This is a genomic window from Mycobacterium senriense (assembly GCF_019668465.1).
Classification (GTDB): Bacteria; Actinomycetota; Actinomycetes; order Mycobacteriales; family Mycobacteriaceae; genus Mycobacterium; species Mycobacterium senriense.
On sequence record NZ_AP024828.1, the window covers coordinates 2,534,707 to 2,558,082 of the forward strand.

Consider the following 23,376-nt stretch of genomic DNA (forward strand, 5'->3'; position numbering starts at 1 on the left):
ATGACTGCCGCGCCGATCGACCCGCGCACGTTCCGCAGCGTGCTCGGCCAGTTCTGCACCGGGATCACCATCATCACCACCGTGCACGACGACGCCCCAGTCGGCTTCGCCTGCCAGTCCTTCGCGGCGCTGTCTTTGGACCCGCCGCTGGTGCTGTTCTGTCCCACCAAGGTGTCCCGGTCGTGGAAGGCCATCGAGGCGAGCGGCCGGTTCTGCGTCAACATGCTGACCGAGCAGCAAAAGCACGTCTCGGCCCGGTTCGGCTCCAAGGAGCCCGACAAGTTCGCCGGGATCGACTGGCACCCCTCCGAACTCGGCTCGCCGATCATCGACGGGTCGCTGGCCTACATCGACTGCACGGTGACCTCCGCGCACGACGGCGGCGATCACTTCGTGGTTTTCGGTGCGGTGCAGTCGCTTTCGGAGGCACCGAAGATCAAGCCCCGGCCGCTGTTGTTCTATCGCGGCGAATACACCGGGATCGAGCCGGACAAGACGACGCCGGCGCAGTGGCGCGACGATCTGGAAGCGTTCCTGACCACCACCACGCAGGACACCTGGCTCTGAGCCACCCCCGCCATCCCCGTGTCTGACCACCGGTAAGGCGATCCCGACTCATTCGCTCCGGCCGGTACTTCGCGTCCAACTCTTTTCTAGAGACGCCTGGCTCTGACGCCGATGTTTCGCCCGCGCTCGGACGGGAATGCGTGACGCATGCACGCGACCGCGCCGTCACAGGGTCGCACCGCCCGGGGTACCCGGACGCTGGGCGACTATCTGAATACGCAAATCGATCGGACAGAGGCCGGCGACCTCGCGCTGCGCCACGGTGAGGATGACGACACCATTCACGACACCCGGGTAGCGATCCGGAGGTTGCGCAGCACCCTGCGGGTGTTCGCCAAAGCGCTGGACGCATCGGAAATCGAGGGTATGGAAACCGAACTCAAGTGGTTTGCCGGATTACTCGGCGACGTTCGCGATTGCCAAGTCCAACGCGCCCGGTTCGATCAGGTGCTCGACGGCATGCCCGACGAACTGATCCTCGGTCCGGTCAAATCGCGGATCGGCGATCATTTTGCATCCATCGAGCTTCCGGCACGCAAACACATCGACGAGACAATGGAATCCGCGCGCTACCAGAGCATGATGGCCGCGCTGCGACGCTGGCGCGCCGAACCTCCCATCGCGGGGGCCGTGGCGGCCGCGGCGCTGCGACAGCGGGCGCGCCGTGCACAGCGCAAGGCGGACCGGCGGTTGGCGGCCGCGCTCGAATCCGGAGACGCCGCGATGCTGCACCGCGCGCGCAAAGCGGCCAAGCGTGCCCGGTACGCCGCCGAACTCTGCGACCCGTTGGGCAAGCGAAATCGCGCCAAACGAACCATCAAGCGCTACAAGCGAATCCAGAGCACGCTGGGCGATCATCAGGACTGCGTGGTAGCCGCGGAAGCGCTGCGCAGGATGGGCTTGGCGGCGGGAACCACGGTCGGAGAGAACGGCTTTACCTTCGGCATGATGTATGCGCGCGAACAGCAGATCGCTCGCCAATGCCGTCACGACGCCCGGCGGCTCTGACGGGCAACACGGGCCGCGGCTTCGACTATCGCGCGTCGCGGTGGTTGCCGTGCCGGGGCTGTTGGGCGTCGGTCGGCCGCTCCCCGCTCCACGCGGTATCGCGCTCGGCGCCGGACTGGTCCGTGGCCGCGCCTGGGTCGGCCTTGACTTTCGGGTCGATGCTGTCGGCGCGCTCCCACTGCTGTTGGACTTCTTCGCGTGATGCGGCGGCCTCGCTCTGGTGCGCGCCCGCCCGATCCTGCAGCCGTGCTGCCTCCGCGGCTTTGGCCTCGGCCTCCGCCTGCGCGGCACGCGCCTTTGCTGCCGTCTCGGCGGCAAGCGCTTCACGGCGTTCAACCTTCTGCGTCTGCACACTGGCCTCTTGACGGATTCGTGCGGCTTCGCGCTGACGGCGGTGGATCGTGGCCCGCCTGGCCACGATGATCAGGACGACGACTAAGACGACTGCTACCGCGGCGATCACAATCCAGGTGATCTGGTTGGTACTCATGGCGAGCTCCGTTTGATCGATCGATGTTTGCTATTCCCGGGCTGCCCCGTCCTAGCCGGTTGCCCTCTTCGGCACGAATCAAACCAGTTGCACGGTTACTGCGAGGTCAGCGACCTCTCGCCGATGGCCTCCGGGCCCGCAGGCAGGCGGCAGCTCGATGCGGTGCACTGGGCCAGAATGGTGTCATGACGCTGGACCTGGATGGGTACTTCGACCGCATCAACTACCGCGGCGCCCCCGAGCCGACCCTCGAGGTGCTGCAGGAGCTGATGACCGCGCACACGGGGTCGATTCCGTTCGAGAACCTCGACCCGCTGATGGGGGTGCCGGTCGACGACCTGAGTCCGGAAGCCCTGACCGACAAGCTGGTCCGCCGTCGCCGCGGCGGTTACTGCTACGAGCAGAACGGCCTAATGGGGTACGTGCTGACCGAGATCGGGTTTCGGGTGCGGCGGTTGGCCGGCCGGGTGGTCTGGATGCTACCGCCCGACACGCCGCTGGGCGCCCAGACGCACACGGTGCTGGCGGTGACGTTCCCGGGATCGCAGGGTTCATTCCTGGTCGACGTCGGGTTCGGTGGCCAGACCCTGACCTCACCCATTCGCTTTCAGACCGGGAACACCCAGCAGACCACGCACGAGCCGTACCGGCTCAACGACCGCGGCGACGGCCTGGTCCTGCAAGCCCTGGTCCGCGACGAGTGGCAACCCCTGTACATCTTCGGCACGAACACCGTGCCGCAGGTCGATCTGCGGGTCGGCAGCTGGTACGTGTCCACGCACCCGTCCTCGATCTTCGTGACCGGCCTGATGGTCGCGCGGACCACCGAGGACGCCCGCTACAACCTGGCCGGGCGCAACCTGACCATCCACCGCGCCGACGGCAGCGAGAAGATCCGTTTGGACGACGCGGCGGCGGTCGTCGACGTGCTCGGTGAGCGGTTCGGCATCGACCTGACGGGCATCGGCGACCGCGGTGCGCTCGAGGCGCGCATCGCGCAGGTGCTCGACGCGTAGCGCCCGGCCGCATTTCGCTAGCGGGCCGAGAGCCAGGGACCCAGGCGCCGCATCGCTTCCTCGATGTCGTTCGTCGGCCCCGCGAAGGACAGCCGGACGTACGAATTCCCGCGCGTGGTGTCGAAGTCGATGCCCGGTGCGATCGCAACACCGGTCTCTGCCAACAACTTTGAACAGAACTCCATCGAGTCGTCGGTGAACTCCGAGACGTCGGCGTACACGTAGAAGGCGCCGTCGGTCGGTGCCAGGCGTTCGATGCCGATGCTGCGCAGCCCGTTCAGCACCAGCGAGCGATTGGTCGCGTAGTGATGCAGGTGGCCGTCGGCTTCGGCGGTGGCCTCCGGGGTGAAGGCCGCCACCGCGGCGAGTTGGGACAGCACGGGCGGGCAGATGGTGAAGTTCCCGGTGAGGCAATCCACCGCGCGGCGCAGCTCGGGGGGCACCAGCAGCCAGCCCAGCCGCCAGCCGGTCATCGCGTAGTACTTGGAAAAGCTGTTGACCACCACGGCATTTCGCGATGTCTGCCACGCACAACTGGTCTGCGGTGCCCCTTCGTAGACCAGACCGTGGTAGACCTCGTCGCTGATCAGCCGCGCACCTGTCGCGTCGCACCAGGACGCGATGGCGGCCAGCTCTGCCGGCTCGATGACGGTGCCCGTCGGATTGGCCGGGCTCGCCACGATGACCCCCTGCACCGGCGGGTCGAGCTCGGCCAGCATCTGCGCGGTCGGCTGGAAACGCGTCTCGGGGCCGCAGGGGATCTCCACCACCTCGCAGCCCAACGCGGACAAGATATTTCGGTAGCACGGGTAGCCGGGGCTGGCCAGCGCCACCCGGTCACCGACGTCGAAGCACGCCAGGAAGGTGAGCAGGAAGCCGCCCGAGGAGCCCGTGGTGATAACCACCGCGTCCGGTTCGACGTCGAGCCCGTGCTGGCGCTGATAGTCCGCGGCGATCGCGGCGCGGAGCTCGGGGGTGCCCAACGACACCGAGTAACCCAGCTCGTTGGAATGCACGGCGGCGGCCGCGGCCGCTCGGACCGGCTCGGGCGCCCCCACGCTGGGCTGGCCCGCCGACAGGTTGACCAGGTCGCCGTGGCTGCGCTGGCGTTCCGCGGCCGCCAGCCAGACATCCATCACATAAAACGGGGGGATGCCGGCGCGCAGCGAGACACGGTCGGTCACGGCGTCTTGAGTACCTCGGATGCCAGGCGCTTAAGCAAATCTTGCGACGACTCCAGCAGATGCGCACTGCCGTGGGCGCGCTTGAAGTACAGGTGCATGTCGTGCTCCCAGGTGATCGCGATGCCGCCGTGCAGCTGGATGCCCTCGGCGGCCACCGTGTTCAGCGCTTCGGTGGCGGCCAGGCGGGCGGCGGCAGCGTTGGTGGAAGTGGGATCATCGCAAGCGTCGGCGACGACGGTCTTCGCGGCGGCGACGATGACGTACAGGTCGGCCATCCGATGCTTGAGGGCCTGGAAGCTGCCGATCGGCCGGCCGAATTGCACTCGGTCCTTGGCGTATCCGACGGTCAGTTCCAAACAGCGCTCGGCGGCCCCGATCTGCTCGGCGGCCAGCAGGACGGCCGCCCTGTCCGCCAGACCCGGGTCGGTGCCGATCGACTCGGTCTCCTCGGCCGTCAGTCGCGCCAGCCGCCGGGTGGGGTCCATGGTGGTGACGGCCTCCGCACCGAACCGCGTCCACCTGCTCACCTTGCCGTCCTCGACGGCGACCACGACGTCCGCGACATCACCGTTCACCACGTAGTCGGCATCGAGCACCAGGGCGCCGATCGAGGCGCCCTCGGCGAGGTCTTCCAGCGTCGCGGCGTCCGGCTCGGTCGCGCTCAACAGCGCCAGCTCGGCCAGCGTGGTGCCCAGCAGCGGGGAGGGCACCAGGGCGCGGCCGAGCTCCTGCAAAACGGCTGCGGCATCGGCCAATTCGCCGCCCGCACCGCCCAACTCCTCGGGTATCACCAGGGCCGCCGCGCCGACCTGCTCGCACAGCAGCTGCCACAGTGATTCGTCGTAGCCGCGGTCGGACTCCATGGCCGCACGCACGGCCGCCGGGCCGGCGTGCTTGGCCACCAGGGCGGCGACGGTCTCGCGGAGTAGCTCGCGTTCTTCAGTCATAGCGCCTCCAGCACTCGCCGCCGATGTCCCGCCGGCGTTCCCCAGGCCGACCGCAATGCCTGCACGCGCAGCAGCAACAGCGACAGGTCGTGTTCCTGGGTGAAACCGATTGCGCCGTGGGTCTGCAACGCCGACCGCGCCGCCAGCAGCCCCGCCTCGGATGCGGCCGCCTTGGCGGCGCTGACATCCCGCGGGTCCATCGTCAACGCCGCGCCGTAGACCAGCGGCCGGGCCAGTTCGATGGCGATGTGCACGTCGGCGAGCTTGTGCTTGATCGCCTGATACGAGCCGATCACCCGGCCGAACTGGGTGCGCTGCTTGGCGTAGTCGACCGCGCCGTCGCGCAGCGCCTCGGCCGCACCGATCAGCTGGGCCGCGGTGGCCAGTGCGCCGAATTCGTAGGCGCGCTTGACGTCTGCCTGCCACGCCGCCCCCGTCGCGGACACGTCGGAGAGCTTCCGGCTGGGGTCGACGGACTCGTGGACCTCACCCGCTGTCGCCTCGGTGACGCCGTCCTGGCCGGCCAGCAGCACCAGGCCGGCAACGTCGGCGTCGACCGCACGCGGCGTCTGCGGCGGCAGCGCGACGGTGGCGATCAGCTCACCGGACGCCAATCCCGCGCAGCGCTCGTCTTCGGCAAGCAATACCGGTGCCACGGCGATGGATTCGGCCACCGGTCCCGGCACGCACCAACGCCCGAGGCGCTCGATGGCGACGACGAGATCGACCGAATGGGCCTCGATGCCGTCGAATTTCTCCGGGACGGCCAGGGCGGTGACGCCGAGGTTGGCCAGCTGCTCCCACACCTTGCGGCCCGGTGCGGTATCGCCCGCGGACCACGCGCGCACCGCGCCGGGCAGATCCGCGGCGCCGAGCGCGGCGTCGATGCTGGCCGCGAAGTCACGCTGCTGTTCGTCTAGCGCAAATTTCACTTCTTGCCCCCGGACTTCTCGCGCGGCAGGCCCAGCAACCGCTCGGAGATGATGTTGCGCTGAATCTCGTTGGTGCCGGCGTAGATCGGGCCACCCAACGCGAACAGCAGGCCCTCGGTCCAGCGGCCGGTGAGCTCGCCGTCCGCGGCGAGCAGGTCGAGCGCGGTCTGGTGCAGTTCGACGTCGAGGTCAGACCAGAACACCTTGGTCACCGACGATTCGGCGCCCAGCTCGCCGCCGAGCGCCAGCCGCGTCACCGTGCCGAAGGTCTGCAGCCGGTAGGCCTGGGCCTTGATCCAGCCGTCGGCGACCCGGTCGGCGAACGCGTCGGGTGAGCCGCTGTCCTTCCACAGCTGCACCAGCCGCTCCGCGGTGGCCAGGAAGCGGGCCGGGCTGCGCAATGACATGCCGCGCTCGTTGCTCGACGTGCTCATGGCCGCGCGCCAGCCCTCGTGCGGGGTGCCGATCACGTCCTCGTCGGGCACGAACACGTCATCGAGGAAGATCTCGCCGAACCCGGTGTCGCCGCCCAGCTGGACGATGGGCCGCACCGTGACGCCCTTGGCCTTCAGGTCGAACATGAAGTAGGTCAGCCCGTTGTGCCGCTCGGCGCCGGGATCGGAGCGGAACAGCCCAAAACCGCGCTCGGCGAACGGTGCCCGCGAGCTCCAGATCTTCTGCCCGTTGAGCAGCCAGCCGCCGTCGGTCTGGGTGGCGGTGGACCGCAGCGACGCCAGGTCGCTGCCGGACTCGGGCTCCGACCACGCCTGCGCCCAAATCTCCTCGCCGCTGGCCATTTTCGGCAGGATGCGCATCCGCTGTTCCTCGGTGCCGTGTGCGAACAGCGTCGGTGCCAGCATCGAGGTGCCGTTGGCGCTGGCCCGGCCCGGCGCGCCGGCCCGGAAGTACTCCTCCTCGAACACCACCCAGTGCAGCAACGGCGCGTCACGGCCCCCGTACTTCTTCGGCCAGTTGATCACCGAGAGCCCGGCGTCGAACAGCACGCGGTCCCACTGCCGGTGCTGGTCGAAGCCTTCGGTGTTGTCGTACGACTTCGTCGGGATCGAATCGGCGTTGGCCGACAGGAATTCCCGCACCTCGGCCCGGAAGGCCAGGGTGTCTTCATCGAGGTCCAGATCCATCAGTCCTGCTCTCGCAGTTGGGGTTTGACCACCTTGCCGCCCGCATTGCGCGGCAACGCGTCGACGAACCGTACCGACCGCGGTGCCTTGAAGTTCGCCAGATGCTCACGGGTGTAAGCGATCACGGATTGCTCGTCGAGTTGGGCATCGGGCCGGGTCACCAGGTACGCCCGGCCCACTTCGCCGAGCCGCTCGTCGGGAACCCCGATCACGGCGGCGTCGGCCACACCGTCCATGCGGGCCAGCACCTGCTCGACCTCGGCGGGATAGACGTTGAATCCGCCGCAGATGTACATGTCTTTCAGCCGGTCGGTGATCCGCAGGTTGCCGGCGGCGTCGACGGCGCCGATGTCACCGGTGTGCAGCCACCCGTCGGCGTCGATGGCGGCCGCGGTGGCCTCCGGGTCTTCCAGGTAGCCCAGCATCACGTTCGGCCCGCGCAGCAACACCTCGCCCGATTCCCCGGCTGAGTCGGCGTCGATGCGCAGTTCGAAATCGGCGAACGGGCGTCCGCAGGTGGTGGCCACGGTGATGGCGTCGTCGTCGGCGCGGCACATGGTCCCCATGCCGTTGGCCTCGGTCAGCCCGTAGGCGGTCAGCACGATGTCGATGTCGAGTTCGGATTGCATGCGTTCGACGAGCACGACCGGCACGGTCGCGGCGCCGGTCACCGCGAACCGCAGTGAGCTCAGGTCGTAATCGTTGCGCGCCGGGTGGTCCAGCAGCGTCTGGTAGATGGTGGGCGGCCCCGGCAGCACCGTGATGCGGTGTAGCTCAATGGCTTGCAGCGCGCGCAGCGGGTCGAAGGTCAGGTGGGGGATCAGCGTCGCGCCGGTCTGCAGGCAGGCCAGGATGCCCGCCTTGTAACCGAAGTTGTGAAAGAACGGGTTGATGCACAGGTAGCGGTCGTCACTGGTGATCTTGCCGTTGGCCGCCCAGGCCGCCGAGGCCGACAGCGACTGCCGGTGCGCGCACAGCACACCTTTGCTGCGGCCGGTGGTACCGGAGGTGAAGAGGATGTCGCTGACGTCGTCGGGCGCGACGGCGGACGCGCGAGCGGCAACCGCGTCGAGGTCGCTGCCGCGCGCGACGAATTCGTCCCAGGTTCCGTCGTCGGCGTCGATCGGTATCCGAACGATGTACCGCAGCGCGGGCAGCGCCGCACGGTCCAGGTCGGCGAGGCGGTCGTGGCCGAGGAATCGGCCCATCCCGAAGAGCACGGGCGCGTTGGTGCGGGCCAGGATGTCGCAGGCCTCGGCGGCGGTGTAGCGGGTGTTCAGCGGCACCATCGCCGCCCCGGCGTGATGGATCGCCAGGCAGGCCACCACCCAATGCCAGGTGTTCGGCGACCAGACGGCCACCCGGTCGCCCGCCCGCACGCCGAGGTCGATGAGCGCGGCGGCGGCCCGGTGCACCTCGTCGCGCAGCGCGGCCGCGGTGAAGGACCGTTCGTCGGTGATCAACGCGTCGTGATCGGGGAGCCGGCCCGCGAAACGATCCAGCGCCGCGGGCACCGTGCGCGGATCGTTGGTCATCGAATGCTCCTAGAGAGTTCCACCCGCGAAGCGCAGTCACCGGCGGCCTAACAAAGCAAGTGCTTGGTAGGTTAGCCTACAGGGCATGCAGGACGTCGAGGAGTTCCGGGCGGAGGTCCGTCAGTGGCTCGCCGACAATCTGGTCGGCGAATTCGCAGCTCTCAAGGGCCTCGGCGGGCCCGGACGCGAGCACGAGGCGTTCGAGGAGCGCCGGGCATGGAACCAGCATCTCGCCGAGGCCGGGCTGACCTGCCTGGGGTGGCCGGTCGAGCACGGCGGCCGCGGCCTGTCCACCGCGCACCGGGTGGCGTTCTACGAGGAGTACGCCAAGGCCGACGCCCCGGACAAGGTCAACCACTTCGGCGAGGAGCTACTCGGTCCCACGCTGATCGCCTTCGGGACGCCCGAGCAGCAGCAGCGCTTCCTGCCGCGCATCCTCGACGTCACCGAGCTGTGGTGCCAGGGCTATTCGGAGCCCGGCGCCGGCAGTGACCTGGCCAACGTGGCGACCACCGCCGAACTCGACGGCGACGAGTGGGTGATCAACGGCCAGAAGGTGTGGACGTCGTTGGCGCATTGGGCGCAGTGGTGCTTCGTAGTCGCGCGCACCGAGAAGGGGTCCAAGCGCCACGCCGGGCTGTCGTATCTGCTGGTGCCGCTGGATCAGCCGGGCGTGGAAGTCCGCCCGATCATCCAGCTGACCGGCGACTCGGAATTCAACGAGGTGTTCTTCGACGACGCCCGCACCGAGGCTTCTCTGGTGGTCGGCGAGCCCGGCGACGGCTGGCGGGTCGCGATGGGGACGCTAACCTTCGAGCGCGGCGTGTCGACACTGGGGCAGCAGATCCGTTACGCCCGTGAGCTTTCCAACCTGGCCGAGCTCGCCCAGCGCACCGGCGCCGCCGACGACCCGTTCATCCGCGAGCGGCTGACCCGGGCGTGGACCGGGCTGCGGGCCATGCGCAGCTACGCGCTGGCCACCATGGACGTCGAGCAGCCCGGTCAGGACAACGTGTCGAAGTTGTTGTGGGCCAACTGGCATCGCGATCTGGGCGAGCTGGCCATGGACGTCGTCGGCAAGCCCGGACTCACGCTGACCGACGGCGAGTTCGACGAATGGCAGCGGCTGTTCCTGTTCACCCGCGCCGACACAATCTATGGCGGATCCAACGAGATCCAGCGCAACATCATCGCCGAGCGGGTGCTCGGCCTACCCCGAGAGGTCAAAGGATGAGTCTGTCCGAAGCTCCGAAAGAGATTGCCGGACACGGGCTTCTGCAGGGCAAGGTGGTGGTCGTGACCGCGGCCGCGGGCACCGGCATCGGCGCGTCGACGGCACGGCGGGCGCTGGCCGAGGGTGCCGACGTGGTGATCTCGGATCACCACGAACGCCGGCTGGGGGAAACCGCCGACGAGCTCGCCGCCCTGGGGCAGGGCCGGGTGGAAAGCGTGTTGTGCGACGTGACGTCGACCGCGCAGATCGATGCTTTGTTCGCCTCGGCCACCGCGCGGATGGGACGCATCGACGTCCTGGTGAACAACGCCGGGTTGGGCGGGCAGACCCCGGTGGTCGACATGACCGACGAGGAATGGGACCGCGTCCTGGACGTCACCCTCACGTCGGTGTTTCGTGCCACCCGCGCGGCGCTGCGCTATTTCCGCGATGCGCCGCACGGCGGGGTGATCGTCAACAACGCCAGCGTCCTCGGCTGGCGCGCGCAGCACTCGCAGTCGCACTATGCCGCGGCCAAGGCCGGGGTGATGGCTCTGACCCGTTGCAGCGCAATCGAAGCCGCCGAATACGACGTGCGGATCAATGCGGTGTCGCCGAGCATCGCGCGGCACAAGTTCTTGGAGAAGACGTCGTCGTCGGAGTTGCTCGACCGGCTGTCGGCCGGCGAGGCCTTCGGGCGGGCCGCCGAGCCGTGGGAGGTGGCGGCGACCATCGCGTTCCTCGCCAGCGACTACTCCAGCTACCTCACCGGCGAGGTCATCTCGGTTTCCAGCCAGCACCCGTGAGTCCCAGTGGCCAAGCAAGCGCTTGGTTGATACTCTGATCGGGTGGACCGAGTGCCCGGTCAGGCCAACAGCCGGCGAGACGAGCTATTAGAGCTCGCCGCGACCATGTTCGCCGAGCGCGGATTGCGTGCCACCACCGTGCGCGACATCGCCGACAGCGCCGGCATCCTGTCCGGCAGCCTGTATCACCACTTCTCCTCCAAGGAGGAGATGGTCGACGAGCTGCTGCGCAGTTTCCTGGATTGGTTGTTCGCGCGCTACCGCGAGATCGTGGACAGCGAAGCCAATCCGCTGGAGCGGCTCAAGGGCTTGTTCATGGCGTCGTTCGAGGCGATCGAGCACCGGCACGCCCAGGTCGTCATCTACCAGGACGAGGCTCAGCGGCTGCTGTCGCAGCCCCGGTTCTCCTACATCGAGGACATGAACCGGCAGCAACGCAAGATGTGGCTCGAGCTGCTCAATCAGGGCGTGGAGCAGGGTTGTTTCCGGCCCGACCTCGACGTCGACCTGATCTACCGCTTCATCCGGGACACCACGTGGGTGTCGGTGCGCTGGTATCAGCCCGGCGGGCCGCTCACCGCGGAGCAGGTAGGCCGGCAATACCTCGCCATCGTCCTTGGCGGAATCACTGCGGAATCGAAGAAGACCGAAGAAGGAGTCTGAAATGCCAGAGGCGTACGTCATCGATGCTGTGCGTACCGCGGTCGGCAAGCGCGGCGGATCGCTTTCCGGGGTTCACCCGGTGGATCTGGGCGCCCTGGGCTGGCGCGGACTGCTTGACCGGGTCGACGTCGATCCCGCCGCCGTTGACGACGTGATCGCCGGCTGTGTGGATGCCATCGGCGCGCAGGCGGGCAATATCGCCCGGCTCTCGTGGCTGGCCGCCGGCTATCCCGAAGAGGTTCCCGGCGTCACCGTCGACCGCCAGTGCGGTTCCAGCCAGCAAGCCATTTCCTTTGGGGCACAGGCGGTTCTGTCCGGCACGGCCGACCTGATCGTCGCGGGCGGTGTGCAGAACATGAGCCAGATCCCGATCTCGTCGGCCATGACGGTGGGCGAGCAGTTCGGCTTCACCTCGCCCACCAACGAGTCCAAGCAGTGGCTGCACCGCTACGGCGACCAGGAGATCTCGCAGTTCCGCGGTTCGGAGCTGATCGCCGAGAAGTGGAACCTGTCTCGCGAGGAGATGGAGCGCTACGCGCTGACCAGCCACGAGCGCGCATTCGCGGCCATCCGCGGCGGTCACTTCGACAACGAGATCATCACCGTCGAAACGGAATCCGGGCCGTTCCGGGTTGACGAGGGCCCGCGTGAGTCGTCGCTGGAGAAGATGGCCGGCCTCAAACCGCTGGTCGAAGGGGGCCGGCTGACGGCGGCCATGGCCAGTCAGATCTCAGACGGTGCCAGTGCCGTGCTGCTGGCGTCCGAAAAGGCGGTCAAGGAACACAATCTGACGCCGCGGGCGCGCATCCACCACATCAGCGCCCGCGCCGCCGACCCGGTCTTCATGCTGACCGGGCCCATCCCGGCGACCCGCTATGCGCTGGACAAGGCCGGGCTGTCCATCGACGACATCGACACCGTGGAGATCAACGAGGCCTTCGCGCCGGTGGTGTTGGCCTGGCTCAAGGAGATCAAGGCCGACCCGGAGAAGGTCAATCCCAACGGCGGCGCGATCGCGCTCGGGCACCCGCTGGGTGCCACCGGCGCCAAGCTGTTCACCACCATGCTCAACGAGCTGGAGCGCATCGGCGGGCGCTACGGCCTGCAGACGATGTGCGAAGGCGGCGGCACGGCTAACGTCACTATCATCGAGCGCCTGTAACCGGTAGGCCTGCGCGCCTCTACCGCGACACCGAAATTACGCACACGACGCCCGCGTAGTTTCCGCGGGCGCACCCTTGTCAAAGGTTTCATTTTCTGCGCGCCGGTTATGCGTGCCAGTTATGACATCGCGCAGTGAAACCAGAAGTGCACCGCAACTCGCCGGCTGGTTGCCCTCCAACCAGGAAGACCTCGAGTCCTGGCTCGAGGGTCACGCCGACCGGACGGAGAGCCGCGGCCAGGACGTGCCGCTGCATCCTGTGCTCGTCGAGTTCCAACAGTTGATCGACGCCGATCCGGTTGTGCGGCTGTACCTCAACGAGATGATCGCCCAGGTACCCGAGCGCAAGCCCTATCGCAAACGGCACCTGCACGACGTGCCGCAGCTGTTGCGCATGATCAACGAGGTGCTGAGGATGGCCCCCGAATTCGGCGAGAGTGCGGTGACGCTGCCGCTCAACGCGATCCTGGACTGGACCATGGGCACACCCGCCGGGTTCGCCGCCTACCGCGATCCGCGGATCAACGCCATGTTCAAAAAAATTCTCAACGCTTGGTGCGAATTCCTCAGCAGCGCGGATTCGCTGTACGTGCTGAACGATTCGCCGTCGGGTTGGAAATGCGAGGCCGCCAAACGTGCTGTGGGCATCGAGGAGTTCGTGCACGACCCGGCGGACGAGCACTGGGGCTTCACGTCGTGGAATGACTACTTCACCCGACGCTTCGTCGAGGCCGCGCGACCGGTCGCCGCCCCCGAGGACGACAAGGTGATCGTCAGCGCCTGCGAGTCGACTCCCTACCGGATCAGCACCGGCGTGCAACGCCAGGACTACTTTTGGATCAAACGCCAGCCGTATTCACTCAACGACCTGCTAGCCAACGACGACGCCGTTGATCAGTTCGTCGACGGCACCGTCTACCAAGCGTTTTTGAGCGCCACCAACTACCATCGCTGGCATAGCCCCGTCGCCGGCACAATCTCGCGCGCGTTGGTTCAGGAAGGTACCTACTACTCCGAGGACGACTCGGAGGGCGCCCAGGCGGTGGACCCGACCACCTCGCAGAGCTATCTGGCCCATGTCGCCGCGCGGGCGATCATCCTGATCGAGGCGGACGATCCGAAGATCGGTCTTGTCGCGTTCCTGGGGGTGGGCATGTCGGAGGTGTCCTCCTGCGTCATCGGCCCAAACATCAAGCCCGGCAACCGGATCGCCAAGGGCGACGAACTGGGCTACTTCCAGTTCGGCGGCTCCACCGAGTGCCTCATCTTCCGCCCGGGGGTGATCGCGGACTTCAGTCTGGCCGCTGTTCCGCAGCCGTGGAATCCCAGCCCGCCGCTGGTGCGCGTCCGCTCCAAACTGGCCACTGCGAACTAGGCGTTGATTTGTGCGGGCCGAAGTGCAGTCGCACTCGTTACGCCGCTAGCGGGTTGCTACCACCAGCCCGATGCTGCCCAGGGCGAGCAGCCAGCTGGTGAAGCTGCCGACCAGGAAGTACTCGGTCACCTCGTCGATGCCGACGCCGCCGTTGCGGTTTGTCTGAGCGTTCAATTCGGGAAACCGGATGATGCCCTTGGCGGCGACGACGGCACTGGCCGCGGCCACCTGTCCGCCGACACCGAGGCTCAGGATCAGCAGGCGCTCCATCGGTCCCAACAGCCTGCCGCCCTTGAGCCGGTCCGACGGCTGCGGCTCACCGGCCGGGCGCACCGCGCCCACCGAGCCAAGCACCAAGCGCACCAACTGATTTGCGGTGGCGAACTGGACCAGCACCACGCCGAGAAGCATCAGCAGCCGCGTGGGCGCGACATGGTCTAGCGGCAGGTGGACCCAGGCCGACCACCGCGCAACGGCGCCGTTGGCCGGCGAGGACCAGCCCGACAACACCGCCAGCAGCGCCAGCGCCGACCCGAAGACGGCCAACGGTGCGCCTTGCGCGGTGCCGCTGCGCTCGCTTCGCGCGCACAGCCATTCCCAGGCGATGACCGCCGCGGCCGCCAACACCAGCAATGCGATGTCGCCGGCACGCCAGAGGGCCCCCAGCGCCGCACATGCCAGCACCACCACCGGCCCGATCACCAGCGGCGGCCAGACCGCGCGGGTCACCCGCCGGCAGAGGTCCGCGACTCCCAGTGCGATGAGAAAGACCGCGATGGCGCTCATGGCAGGCTCCGAAGGTATTGGCTGGCAAGGACAACCAGATCCAAGCCGTCGCGACTCGCGCGCTGGGACACCGCCGACGGGCTGATGCCCTCGTCGGCGGCGAGCTCCTTTTTGGTCCGGCCTGTCATCAACCCCGTCACAATCCGCAATGACCTTTCATCGAGCGATCCAAGCAGATGGTCCCGACAAATCAGGGCCGCGTTGACCGCGGCGACGTCGTCGCGTGTGTCGCTATCCGCCCGGAACGTCGTGCGCACCAGCTGGAAGCCCGGCTGCCGCTGAGCCGCCGCGGTCTGTTGGATGGCCTCTCGCGCGGTCCACCAGCCCGGTCCGTCCTGGATTCCTGTGTCGGCATCCAGGACGGTGACCGCGCCCCAGCCGATGCCGAACCGGACGTCGATGTCGGGGCCGACGGCCAGCCGCAGCGACAGCGCGGCATCGATCGCGGCGCCCACGGTCGGGTAGCTGCCCTGAAACTCGTCGCCGACGGTGAACGCCGGTGGGTCGATGGCGTCGGCGGCGACGTGCCGCAGGGCGCTCGCCAAGGCCCGGTGCAGCTTCGAGCGGTCGGTGGCGCGGCGGGAGCCGACGACGTCGCCGATGAGGGTCGCTCGCGGTGAAGAATACTGCTTCATCCGGACCATATGAAGACTATAGCTTAATAACGCATAACTTCAGCTATATGCTTCAGTCGTCGGGGCCAGCCGGTTACGGCCCTTCCACCAGCCCGGATGCCGCTTGCAGGTGTTTTACCGCGTCGCGCACGATCGATTCGATCAGTTCGGCGCACGACGGCAGGTCCTCGAGAATGCCGGCCACCTGCCCGGAAGCCAGCACGCCGGCATCGGTGTCCCCGTCCACCAGCCCGGCTTTCAACAGCATCGGGGTGTTGGCCGCCATCACCACCTGCGACCAGGTCAGCTCCTTGCCGTGTCGCATCGCCAGGCCGTCGCTGATCATCGATCGCCAGGTCATCTGCGACATGTGCTTGAACTTCGCGGCGTTGCGCACCGCGGCGGTCAGACCCCTGATCGGTGTGCCGTTTTCCAGCTTCTCGACCAGGCCGGTGCGCAGCACCCGGTGCGGCATGCCGTCAACACGCGTCGTGACGACCGTGCCGTCCAGCGCCGACTCCAGGTAACGGCGTTTCACCGCATCCGGCACGGTCGAATCCGAGGTCAGCAGGAAGCGGGTGCCCATCGCGACGCCGGCGGCGCCGTAGCTCAGCGCGGCGGCAAGGCCCCGTCCGTCGAAGAATCCGCCGGCCGCGATCACCGGAATCCCGCTGCCCTGCACGGCATCCAGCACCGAGGGCAGCAGCAAGGTGGTGGCGACCGGCCCGGTGTGGCCACCGCCCTCGCCGCCCTGCACGATCATCGCGTCGGCGCCCCAGCTCGCCACCTTGCGGGCATGCTTGGCCGCGCCGATCGACGGAATCACCACCGCACCGGCATCTTTGAGCCGGGCGATGAGTTCCTGCTTGGGCGCCAGGGCGAACGACGCCACCTTGACGCCTTCGCGGATCATCAGATCGACGCGGTCGCCGGCGTCGGCGGCGTCGGCGCGGATGTTCACACCGAACGGCTTGTCGGTGGCGGCCTTGACCTTCGCGATGGCCGTGGCCAATTCGTCGAGGGTCATGGTGGCCGAGGCAAGGATGCCCAGCCCGCCCGCGTTGGCCGTGGCGGACACCAGCCGGGCGCCGGCCACCCAGCCCATCCCGGTCTGGACCACCGGGTGCTCGACACCGACCAGCTCGGTCAGCGGCGTGCGCAGCTTCATCAACGGATCTCTCTGTCGCGCAGCGTCTTCGGGTCGATGACCTCGCGAATCAGGTGCAGCTCGTCATCGGTCGGCAGCCTGGTCTCCGCGGCGCCGTCCAAGCCGTACACCTCGAACGAGGTGTTCTCGGCGACCTCGTCGGCCGCGACACCGGGATGCAGCGACACCGCCCGCATGGTGCGATCCGGTCCGCCGAAGTCGAACACACCGAGATTGGACACCACCCGATACGTGTTCGCGAAACGGAACGCCGGGTTGTCGTTGTCCACCTTGTCCCAACCGATTCCGCAGACGACGTCGACCTTCTCGCAGAACACCCGCTTGGAGTGGTTGCCCACCCAGTAGCTGGTCGCGTGGTTGATGGCATTGCCGGGCGCACCCCGGACACCGAACATCTGGCGCTTGGGCTGCTGCAGCGGGCCGAACGCCGAGATGTTCTGATTGCCAAAGCGGTCAACCTGATTGGCGCCCATCACGACGTGCCGCCGGCCCCAGGCCAGGGTTTCGAAGACGCGGCCGAACGGCATCCAGCCCTCGACGGGAGCCGATGCGCCCAGGGCCGGGGTCTCGGCAAGCAGCTGCGCCTCGCCGTCGGTCAGCAGGATGTCCGGTGAAAAGGTCAACCGGGCCAGTCGCGCGCCGACCGAGGCCATGTTGGTCATCGGGCTGACCATGATCTCGCCGGCATCCCGGAACAATTCCGCGCAGGCGACCGCGCAGATCTCGGGACGAGTGATCACAACGCCGCTCATGACGAGGCCTCCTCCTTGAAAGCGCGCACGGTCGCCTGATAGTCCTCTTCGCTGCCCGACAGGAAGGTCTGCATGAACTGCTGCCAACCCTCGTCCGTCGAGACCGCCTCGGCGTAGTGCCGCTGAAACTTCTCGTCGCGGCCGTAATCCGGTGCGGCGGTGGTGAAGTGGGCGCCGCCCGGCGCCTCGACCACGCCGTCGACCATCATGCGGTTCACCAGCAGTGCCTGCAGGGGGACCGCCTTGACCAATTCCTGGGTGGACACGACGCGCTCCACTGACAGGAAGCGCCTCTCGGCGGCCATCAGGAACAGGTCGTCGAAGTACGGGTCGATCCCGGTGTAGGCCGCATTGCCTTGCGCGTCACCGAGATTGAGGTGTGCGAACGCGGCATCCAGGCGCAGCGCCGGCATCGCGATCAGGGTCTCGTGCCGACCGCCGGGTGCCGGGTACGGGCTGGTCACCGTCTGCAGCTCGCCCTCCCAGAAGTCCGGCACCGAGCTGCCCAGCCCGGCGCGGATCGGCAGGAAGGGCAGGCGCTGCGCTGCGGCCTGCAGGCCGCACCGCAGCATGCCCTCGTCCATCTCCCGGGCCTCGATCGCGCCGTTGGCACGGGCCTTGGCGAACCAGGGGTCGTAGAAGGGCGGGGAATCCAGCGAGACGAATCCGTAGTAGACCCGCTTGACCTTCCCCGCCGAACACAGCAGGCCCAGGTCCGGCCCGCCGTAGGTGACTACCGTCAGGTCGGTGACGTCGGTGCGCAGCAGCGCACGCACGAACGCCATCGGCTTGCGCCGCGATCCCCAGCCGCCGATCCCGATGGTCATGCCGCTGCGCACTTGCGCGACGGCCTCGTCGAGGGTGGTTCTCTTGTCGGACACTATGCGCCGCTCCTCCTCATCGCTTCGCTCTGCATCGTCGCCGGCGGCTACTACTTCTTGCCCTTCTCGGTACCGGCGAACGCGTCACGGTGCTCGTCGGACACCCCGGCGAGGTTGAGCTCGAACGTAAAGCCTTGCTCCATGCGGTAACTCGAGTTGACTCGTTGCACGTCGATCAGGTTCAGCGCTTCCTTGGCCGCGCGGATGACGCGGGTGTCCTTGGCGGCGATGTCGCGCGCGACCCGCATGGCGGCCTCGTCGAGCTCGTCGCGCGGCACCACCTCGTGCACCGAACCGAACTGGTGCAGGGTGGTGGCGTCGACGGTGGCCGCGGTGAAGAACAGCCGCCGCATCATGTGCTGCGGAACCAGTCGCGACAGGTGCGTCGCCGCGCCGAGCGCGCCGCGCTCCACCTCCGGCAGCCCGAAGGTGGCGTCGTCGGAGGCCACGATGACGTCGGAGTTGCCGACCAGCCCGATGCCGCCGCCGACGCAGAACCCGTTGACGGCGGCGACGACGGGCACCGCGCACTCGTAGACCGCGCGGAACGCGGCGAAGCAGCCGCGGTTGGCGTCGATCAGCGCGGTGAATCCCTCGGTGCGCTGCATCTCCTTGATGTCGACCCCGGCGTTGAAGCCGCGGCCCTCGGCGCGCAGGATCACCACGTGCGTGGCGAGGTCTTGGCCGGCCGCGGTGATGGTGTCGGCAAGTTCGAACCAGCCGCGCGACGGGATGGCGTTGACGGGCGGGAAGTCGACGGTGACCGCGACGATGCCCGGTTCGGTGGTTGTGGATGTGATGGGCAAGGTGCCACTTCCTTGTGGGGTAACTACCTAAGCAAGCACTTGCTTGGTACGCTAGCACAGTGACTCGCGCCGAAGCATCCGACGCCATCAACTTGGGGCTGGCCGGGCGGGTGGTTCTCGTCACCGGCGGTGTCCGCGGCGTGGGTGCCGGCATCAGCTCCGTTTTCGCCAAGCAGGGCGCCACCGTCGTCACCTGCGCGCGGCGCGCGGTCGAGGGCTTGCCCTACGAATTTCACTCGTGCGACGTCCGCGACGACGACGCCGTCAAGGTCTTGGTCGACACCATCGTGGACCGGCACGGGCGCCTCGACGTCGTCGTCAACAACGCCGGGGGATCGCCTTACGTGCTGACCGCGGAGTCCAGCGCCAAGTTCAACCGCAAGATCATCGAACTCAATCTCATTGGTGCGCTGTCGGTTTCGCAGCACGCGAATGCCCACATGCAAACCCGGCAGCAGGGCGGGTCGATCATCAACATCTGCAGCCTCAGCGGCCGCCGGCCGTCCCCCGGGACGGGCGCCTACGGCGCGGCCAAGGCAGGCCTGGAAAGCCTGACGCAGACCCTGGCCGTGGAGTGGGGTCCGAAGGTCCGGGTGAACGCCTGCGTGGTGGGCATGGTGGAGACCGAGCAATCCGAACTGTTCTACGGCGATGCCGACTCCATCGCCGCGATCTCGAAGAATGTGCCACTCGGCCGGCTCGCCGAGCCCGCCGATATCGGTTGGGCCGCAGCGTTTCTGGCCTCTGATATAGCGTCCTACATCAGCGGGGCGTCGTTGGAGGTGCACGGCGGCGGCGAGCCGCCGCACTATCTGGCCACCACGAACGCGAGCGCGATCAAGTAGAGGAGACAAGGACTATGGGAGTGGTTGACGGCCGCGTCGTCATCGTCACCGGAGCGGGCGGCGGTATCGGTCGCGCGCACGCGCTGGCCTTCGCAGAAGAAGGCGCGCGTGTGGTGGTCAACGACATCGGGGTGGGCCTGGACGGTTCGCCGGCCGGCGGTGGCAGCGCCGCCCAAGGTGTGGTCGACGAGATCGTCGCCGCCGGTGGTGAAGCCGTCGCCGACGGATCCAACATCGCGGACTGGGACCAGGCGGAGAGCCTGATTCAGACCGCCGTCGAAAACTTCGGCGGCCTAGACGTTTTGGTGAACAACGCCGGCATCGTGCGCGACCGGATGATGGCCAACACCAGCGAAGAGGAGTTCGACGCCGTCATCGCAGTGCACCTCAAGGGGCACTTCGCCACGATGCGCCACGCCGCGTCGTACTGGCGGGGGCTGTCCAAGGAGGGCAAAACCGTTGACGCCCGGATCATCAACACCAGTTCGGGCGCCGGCCTGCAGGGCAGCGTCGGGCAGGGCAACTACAGCGCCGCCAAGGCCGGCATCGCGGCGCTGACGTTGGTCGCCGCCGCCGAGATGGGGCGCTACGGCGTCACCGTCAATGCGATCGCGCCCTCGGCCCGCACCCGGATGACCGAGACGGTTTTCGCCGAGATGATGGCGACGCAGGATCAGGACTTCGACGCCATGGCGCCGGAAAATGTTTCACCGCTGGTGGTTTGGCTGGGCAGCGCCGAGGCACGCGATGTCACCGGCAAGGTGTTCGAGGTCGAGGGCGGCAAGATCCGGGTCGCCGAGGGCTGGGCGCACGGGCCGGAGATCGACAAGGGCGCGAGGTGGGATCCCGCGGAACTGGGCCGCGTCGTCGCCGACCTGCTCGCCAAGGCGCGCCGGCCGGTCCCGGTGTACGGCGCCTAGCGAGGCTCGCACACCACCAGCGGGATGACCCGGTCGGTGGCCTCGCGGTACTTGCGGTAGGGCGGGTACATCCGCGTCAGTCGTGGCCAATACCGTTCGCGCTCAGCGTCGGTGGCGTCGCGGGCGACCAGGTCAAGGCACTGGGCGCGGATCTGCACCTGCACGTCGGGATTCTCTTTGAGGTTGAGGTACCACAGCGGATCGTCGTCGCGGCCACCGAAGGACGCGGGCAGGATCACCCGCTCGCCGTCGCGCAGGTACAGCGTCGCGGTGGTCCGCGGCTCGTTGGACTTGCGTCCGGTGGTGGTCAGCAAGGCCGCCGGGAACCGCAGCAGCTTGGCGCCGACCTTGCCGTTGGTTCGTCGGTACACCCAGATATGGGCGCGCGCGAAATACTTGAGCAGCAGCGCAATCGGGCGCGAGTTGCGAATCCAGCGGCGGTCGGACATGGTGCCCAGATGATTCCCCGGCTGGACGCAATGGAAACTCAGGGATCGCAGATGATGACCGGGATGACCCGATCGGTCCAGGCCCGGTAGTCGTCGAACGAGGGATACATGGCGTCCAGCTTCGGCCAGTACTCGGCGCGTTCCGCCTCGGTGGCATCGCGTGCCTGCAGCTGCAGGACCTCGTCCTTGATCTGCACGGAGACTTTTGGATTGGCCTTGAGGTTGAGGTACCACTGCGGGTGCTTGTCGCTGCCGCCCTTGGAGGCGACCAGGATCACCCGGTTTCCCTCGCGCAGGTACAGCAGCGGGCTGACCCGCGGTTCGCCGCTCTTGCGGCCCGTGGTGGTGAGCAGCGCGACCGGAGCCTTCTGGAAGGTGTTGCCGAGCTTTCCGTTGCTGCGCTTGTAGACCCACGTGTTGCCCTTGGCCATCCACTTGATGATGAAGCTGACCCAGGGCGCATTGAGTGAACGCGGCTTCGGTTTCGGCATGGAACTCCTTGACGTCCTTAACGCTGGATAAAGGGTTGGAAGCGAACCTTGATGTGGTGGATTTCGGCTTTCCCGCTTGCGCTTTCGGCCGGAATCACGAAGGTCTCGTCGACGTGCGCGGCGAGCCGCCTGCCGCCGAGCGCGACCTTGGTCAGCACCTGGTACGACGCGTGCACCCGGTCACCGTCGATGCGGTAATCCGGCGGCGTCGTGTCCGCGAGCAGGCGGTACTGGAGCCCGCGATTGAGGCTGCGCCGCAGGTGATTTCCGGAGAAACCGTTCTTGATTCCCTGCTCGATGCGGGTGCACCTGCGCGCGAACGGAACGGCATCACCGTCATGGCTGACCAACGCGTCGATGTAGGCCTGCGCCGCGGCGATGCGGCTGTCGTCGGAGACGCTCACCAGGTACCGGAAAACGATCGAGCGCTAGATGCGCTCGATGATGGTGCCGGTCGACAGGGCGCCGCCCGCGCACATGGTGATCAGCGCGGTGGTCTGGTCGGAGCGCTCCAGCTCGTGCAGCGCCGTGGTGATCAGCCGGCTGCCGGTGCTGCCGACCGGGTGGCCCAGGGCGATGGCGCCGCCGTTGACGTTGACCTTGGCCATGTCCGGGTCGTGCACCCGTGCCCACGACAGCACGACGGAAGCGAATGCCTCGTTGATCTCGGTGATGTCGATGTCGCCCATCTTCATCCCGGCCTTCTCCAGCACCTTCGCCGTCGACTGCACCGGGCCGTCCAGGTGGTAGTACGGCTCCGCCCCGACCAGCGCCTGGCTGACGATGCGGGCCCGCGGGCGCAGGCCCAGCGCCTTGGCTTTGTCCTCGTCCATCCACAGCACGGCCGCCGCGCCGTCGGAGATCTGCGACGACGTTCCCGCCGTGTGGATTCCGCCCTCGAGCACCGGCTTCAGCGAGCTCAGGCCCGACAGCGTGGTGTCGCGCAGGCCCTGGTCGCGGCTGATCGTGACGCGCTCGGACGTCGGTTGCTTGTTCTCGTCGAGCGCCGGGGCCTCGATCGGGGAGATCTCCCGGTCGAAGCGCCCCTCTTCCCAGGCCTGCTTGGCCTTGGTCTGGGACGCCAGGCCGAACTCGTCGATGTCCTCGCGGGTGATGCCGCGCCGCTTGGCGATCCGCTCGGCCGCGGTGAACTGGTCAGGCAGGTCGATGTCCCACGAGGCGGGCCGCAGGATGGTGCGGTCCGGACCGGCGTTCGCGCCGAGTCCGACGCGGCTCATGGCCTCGATGCCGCACGCGATGCCGATGTCGATCGCACCCGCGGCGATCAGTCCGGCGACCAGGCCGTTGGCCTGCTGGCCGCTGCCGCACTGGCAGTCCACGGTCATGGCGCCGACGTGCTCCGGCAGCCCGGCCACCAGCCAGCTGACCCGGCTGATGTTGTTGGACTGCTCGCCGTACTGTGTCACGCAGCCGCCGATGACCTGTTCGACGTCGCCGGCGTCGATGCCGGCCTTCTCGACCAGCGCCTTCTGGACCGCACCCAACAGCTCGGTGGCGTGCAGGCCGGACAGCCATCCGTTCCGCTTGCCGATGGGGCTACGAGTGGCTTCAACGATGACAGGGTTACCCATTCCGTCAGGCTAGAACACGTTTCATTACTCTG

Annotated in this window: 26 protein-coding genes; 10 read left to right on the plus strand and 16 right to left on the minus strand. The window is 67.8% G+C overall.

What is annotated here, in order from left to right; translation table 11 throughout:
- On the plus strand, nucleotides 1–567 hold the full coding sequence (hsaB, locus tag MTY59_RS12070) for a 3-hydroxy-9,10-secoandrosta-1,3,5(10)-triene-9,17-dione monooxygenase reductase subunit (protein WP_065051754.1): 567 nt from the start codon (nucleotides 1–3) through the stop codon (nucleotides 565–567).
- A 147-nt stretch (nucleotides 568–714) separates the two neighbouring features.
- A complete protein-coding gene (locus MTY59_RS12075) occupies nucleotides 715–1,575 on the plus strand; it encodes a CHAD domain-containing protein (RefSeq protein WP_221045836.1) in 861 nt (286 codons plus the stop codon).
- Between the two features lie 25 nt (nucleotides 1,576–1,600).
- Here MTY59_RS12075 and MTY59_RS12080 read toward each other — a convergent pair whose 3' ends face one another.
- Nucleotides 1,601–2,065: a hypothetical protein gene (locus tag MTY59_RS12080; protein ID WP_250160811.1), complete on the minus strand. Its 465-nt coding sequence runs from the start codon at nucleotides 2,063–2,065 to the stop codon at nucleotides 1,601–1,603.
- A gap of 185 nt (nucleotides 2,066–2,250) precedes the next feature.
- On the opposite strand from MTY59_RS12080, the gene MTY59_RS12085 reads away from it, so the two are divergent.
- Entirely contained in the window at nucleotides 2,251–3,081 is an 831-nt protein-coding gene (locus tag MTY59_RS12085) for an arylamine N-acetyltransferase family protein (protein WP_221045837.1), read from the plus strand.
- A gap of 17 nt (nucleotides 3,082–3,098) precedes the next feature.
- Here MTY59_RS12085 and MTY59_RS12090 read toward each other — a convergent pair whose 3' ends face one another.
- From MTY59_RS12090 to fadD3, 5 genes are read right to left on the minus strand one after another with little or no spacing between them, the layout of a single operon-like run.
- Nucleotides 3,099–4,265 (minus strand): pyridoxal phosphate-dependent aminotransferase, encoded by a 1,167-nt coding sequence (locus MTY59_RS12090; RefSeq protein WP_221045838.1) that lies wholly within the window; start codon nucleotides 4,263–4,265, stop codon nucleotides 3,099–3,101.
- Nucleotides 4,262–5,212 carry an acyl-CoA dehydrogenase IpdE2 gene (gene ipdE2 / locus MTY59_RS12095; RefSeq protein WP_221045839.1) on the minus strand — a complete coding sequence of 317 codons (951 nt, stop codon included), beginning with the start codon at nucleotides 5,210–5,212 and terminating at the stop codon, nucleotides 4,262–4,264. Before ipdE2 ends, MTY59_RS12090 begins: the two co-directional genes overlap by 4 nt.
- On the minus strand, nucleotides 5,209–6,144 hold the full coding sequence (locus MTY59_RS12100; RefSeq protein ID WP_221045840.1) for an acyl-CoA dehydrogenase family protein: 936 nt from the start codon (nucleotides 6,142–6,144) through the stop codon (nucleotides 5,209–5,211). Before MTY59_RS12100 ends, ipdE2 begins: the two co-directional genes overlap by 4 nt.
- Complete coding sequence (locus MTY59_RS12105) at nucleotides 6,141–7,286, minus strand: acyl-CoA dehydrogenase family protein (RefSeq protein ID WP_221045841.1); 1,146 nt, start codon at nucleotides 7,284–7,286, stop codon at nucleotides 6,141–6,143. The genes MTY59_RS12100 and MTY59_RS12105 overlap by 4 nt, the downstream gene beginning before the upstream one ends.
- Entirely contained in the window at nucleotides 7,286–8,821 is a 1,536-nt protein-coding gene (gene fadD3 / locus MTY59_RS12110; protein ID WP_221045842.1) for a 3-((3aS,4S,7aS)-7a-methyl-1,5-dioxo-octahydro-1H-inden-4-yl)propanoate--CoA ligase FadD3, read from the minus strand. The genes MTY59_RS12105 and fadD3 overlap by 1 nt, the downstream gene beginning before the upstream one ends.
- 85 nt (nucleotides 8,822–8,906) lie before the next feature.
- On the opposite strand from fadD3, the gene ipdE1 reads away from it, so the two are divergent.
- The 5 genes from ipdE1 (at nucleotide 8,907) to MTY59_RS12135 (ending at nucleotide 14,040) form a co-directional block, all read left to right on the plus strand.
- Complete coding sequence (ipdE1, locus tag MTY59_RS12115) at nucleotides 8,907–10,055, plus strand: acyl-CoA dehydrogenase IpdE1 (RefSeq protein WP_221045843.1); 1,149 nt, start codon at nucleotides 8,907–8,909, stop codon at nucleotides 10,053–10,055.
- A complete protein-coding gene (ipdF, locus tag MTY59_RS12120; RefSeq protein WP_007772408.1) occupies nucleotides 10,052–10,840 on the plus strand; it encodes a (5R,7aS)-5-hydroxy-7a-methyl-1-oxo-2,3,5,6,7,7a-hexahydro-1H-indene-carboxyl-CoA reductase in 789 nt (262 codons plus the stop codon). Before ipdE1 ends, ipdF begins: the two co-directional genes overlap by 4 nt.
- A gap of 42 nt (nucleotides 10,841–10,882) precedes the next feature.
- Nucleotides 10,883–11,503, plus strand: a complete 621-nt coding sequence (gene kstR2 / locus MTY59_RS12125) for a TetR family transcriptional regulator KstR2 (protein ID WP_221045844.1) — start codon at nucleotides 10,883–10,885, stop codon at nucleotides 11,501–11,503.
- Nucleotide 11,504: 1 nt separating this feature from the next.
- Nucleotides 11,505–12,665 (plus strand): steroid 3-ketoacyl-CoA thiolase FadA6, encoded by a 1,161-nt coding sequence (gene fadA6, locus MTY59_RS12130; RefSeq protein ID WP_221045845.1) that lies wholly within the window; start codon nucleotides 11,505–11,507, stop codon nucleotides 12,663–12,665.
- Nucleotides 12,666–12,786: 121 nt separating this feature from the next.
- Nucleotides 12,787–14,040: a phosphatidylserine decarboxylase family protein gene (locus MTY59_RS12135; protein WP_221045846.1), complete on the plus strand. Its 1,254-nt coding sequence runs from the start codon at nucleotides 12,787–12,789 to the stop codon at nucleotides 14,038–14,040.
- A 45-nt stretch (nucleotides 14,041–14,085) separates the two neighbouring features.
- On the opposite strand, the gene MTY59_RS12140 is transcribed toward MTY59_RS12135, so the two are convergent.
- The 6 genes from MTY59_RS12140 to echA20 form a co-directional block, all read right to left on the minus strand.
- Nucleotides 14,086–14,826, minus strand: coding sequence for a hypothetical protein (locus tag MTY59_RS12140; RefSeq protein ID WP_221045847.1), 741 nt, complete (start codon nucleotides 14,824–14,826; stop codon nucleotides 14,086–14,088).
- The gene (locus tag MTY59_RS12145; protein WP_221045848.1) at nucleotides 14,823–15,470 is read right to left on the minus strand and encodes a SatD family protein; all 648 of its coding nucleotides are present in this window, start codon (nucleotides 15,468–15,470) and stop codon (nucleotides 14,823–14,825) included. Before MTY59_RS12145 ends, MTY59_RS12140 begins: the two co-directional genes overlap by 4 nt.
- Before the next feature lie 64 nt (nucleotides 15,471–15,534).
- Nucleotides 15,535–16,608, minus strand: coding sequence for a (3aS,4S,5R,7aS)-5-hydroxy-7a-methyl-1-oxo-octahydro-1H-indene-4-carboxyl-CoA dehydrogenase (gene ipdC, locus MTY59_RS12150; RefSeq protein ID WP_221045849.1), 1,074 nt, complete (start codon nucleotides 16,606–16,608; stop codon nucleotides 15,535–15,537).
- Nucleotides 16,608–17,348: a cholesterol ring-cleaving hydrolase subunit IpdB gene (ipdB, locus tag MTY59_RS12155; RefSeq protein WP_221046402.1), complete on the minus strand. Its 741-nt coding sequence runs from the start codon at nucleotides 17,346–17,348 to the stop codon at nucleotides 16,608–16,610. The genes ipdC and ipdB overlap by 1 nt, the downstream gene beginning before the upstream one ends.
- 8 nt (nucleotides 17,349–17,356) lie before the next feature.
- The gene (gene ipdA / locus MTY59_RS12160) at nucleotides 17,357–18,241 is read right to left on the minus strand and encodes a cholesterol ring-cleaving hydrolase subunit IpdA (protein WP_221045850.1); all 885 of its coding nucleotides are present in this window, start codon (nucleotides 18,239–18,241) and stop codon (nucleotides 17,357–17,359) included.
- Between the two features lie 50 nt (nucleotides 18,242–18,291).
- A complete protein-coding gene (echA20, locus tag MTY59_RS12165; protein ID WP_221045851.1) occupies nucleotides 18,292–19,047 on the minus strand; it encodes a (7aS)-7a-methyl-1,5-dioxo-2,3,5,6,7,7a-hexahydro-1H-indene-carboxyl-CoA hydrolase in 756 nt (251 codons plus the stop codon).
- Nucleotides 19,048–19,106: 59 nt separating this feature from the next.
- Between echA20 and MTY59_RS12170 the strand changes: the two genes are divergently transcribed.
- Nucleotides 19,107–19,892 carry an SDR family oxidoreductase gene (locus tag MTY59_RS12170; RefSeq protein WP_221045852.1) on the plus strand — a complete coding sequence of 262 codons (786 nt, stop codon included), beginning with the start codon at nucleotides 19,107–19,109 and terminating at the stop codon, nucleotides 19,890–19,892.
- 14 nt (nucleotides 19,893–19,906) lie between these two features.
- Nucleotides 19,907–20,812: an SDR family oxidoreductase gene (locus MTY59_RS12175; protein ID WP_221045853.1), complete on the plus strand. Its 906-nt coding sequence runs from the start codon at nucleotides 19,907–19,909 to the stop codon at nucleotides 20,810–20,812.
- On the opposite strand, the gene MTY59_RS12180 is transcribed toward MTY59_RS12175, so the two are convergent.
- From MTY59_RS12180 to MTY59_RS12195, 4 genes are read right to left on the minus strand one after another with little or no spacing between them, the layout of a single operon-like run.
- Complete coding sequence (locus tag MTY59_RS12180; RefSeq protein ID WP_221045854.1) at nucleotides 20,809–21,261, minus strand: nitroreductase family deazaflavin-dependent oxidoreductase; 453 nt, start codon at nucleotides 21,259–21,261, stop codon at nucleotides 20,809–20,811. The genes MTY59_RS12175 and MTY59_RS12180 overlap by 4 nt on opposite strands.
- A 38-nt stretch (nucleotides 21,262–21,299) precedes the next feature.
- Nucleotides 21,300–21,752, minus strand: coding sequence for a nitroreductase family deazaflavin-dependent oxidoreductase (locus MTY59_RS12185; protein ID WP_221045855.1), 453 nt, complete (start codon nucleotides 21,750–21,752; stop codon nucleotides 21,300–21,302).
- A gap of 17 nt (nucleotides 21,753–21,769) precedes the next feature.
- A complete protein-coding gene (locus MTY59_RS12190; RefSeq protein WP_221046403.1) occupies nucleotides 21,770–22,159 on the minus strand; it encodes a DUF8021 domain-containing protein in 390 nt (129 codons plus the stop codon).
- A 21-nt stretch (nucleotides 22,160–22,180) separates the two neighbouring features.
- Nucleotides 22,181–23,344, minus strand: a complete 1,164-nt coding sequence (locus MTY59_RS12195) for a steroid 3-ketoacyl-CoA thiolase (RefSeq protein WP_221045856.1) — start codon at nucleotides 23,342–23,344, stop codon at nucleotides 22,181–22,183.
- Nucleotides 23,345–23,376: the final 32 nt, after the last annotated feature.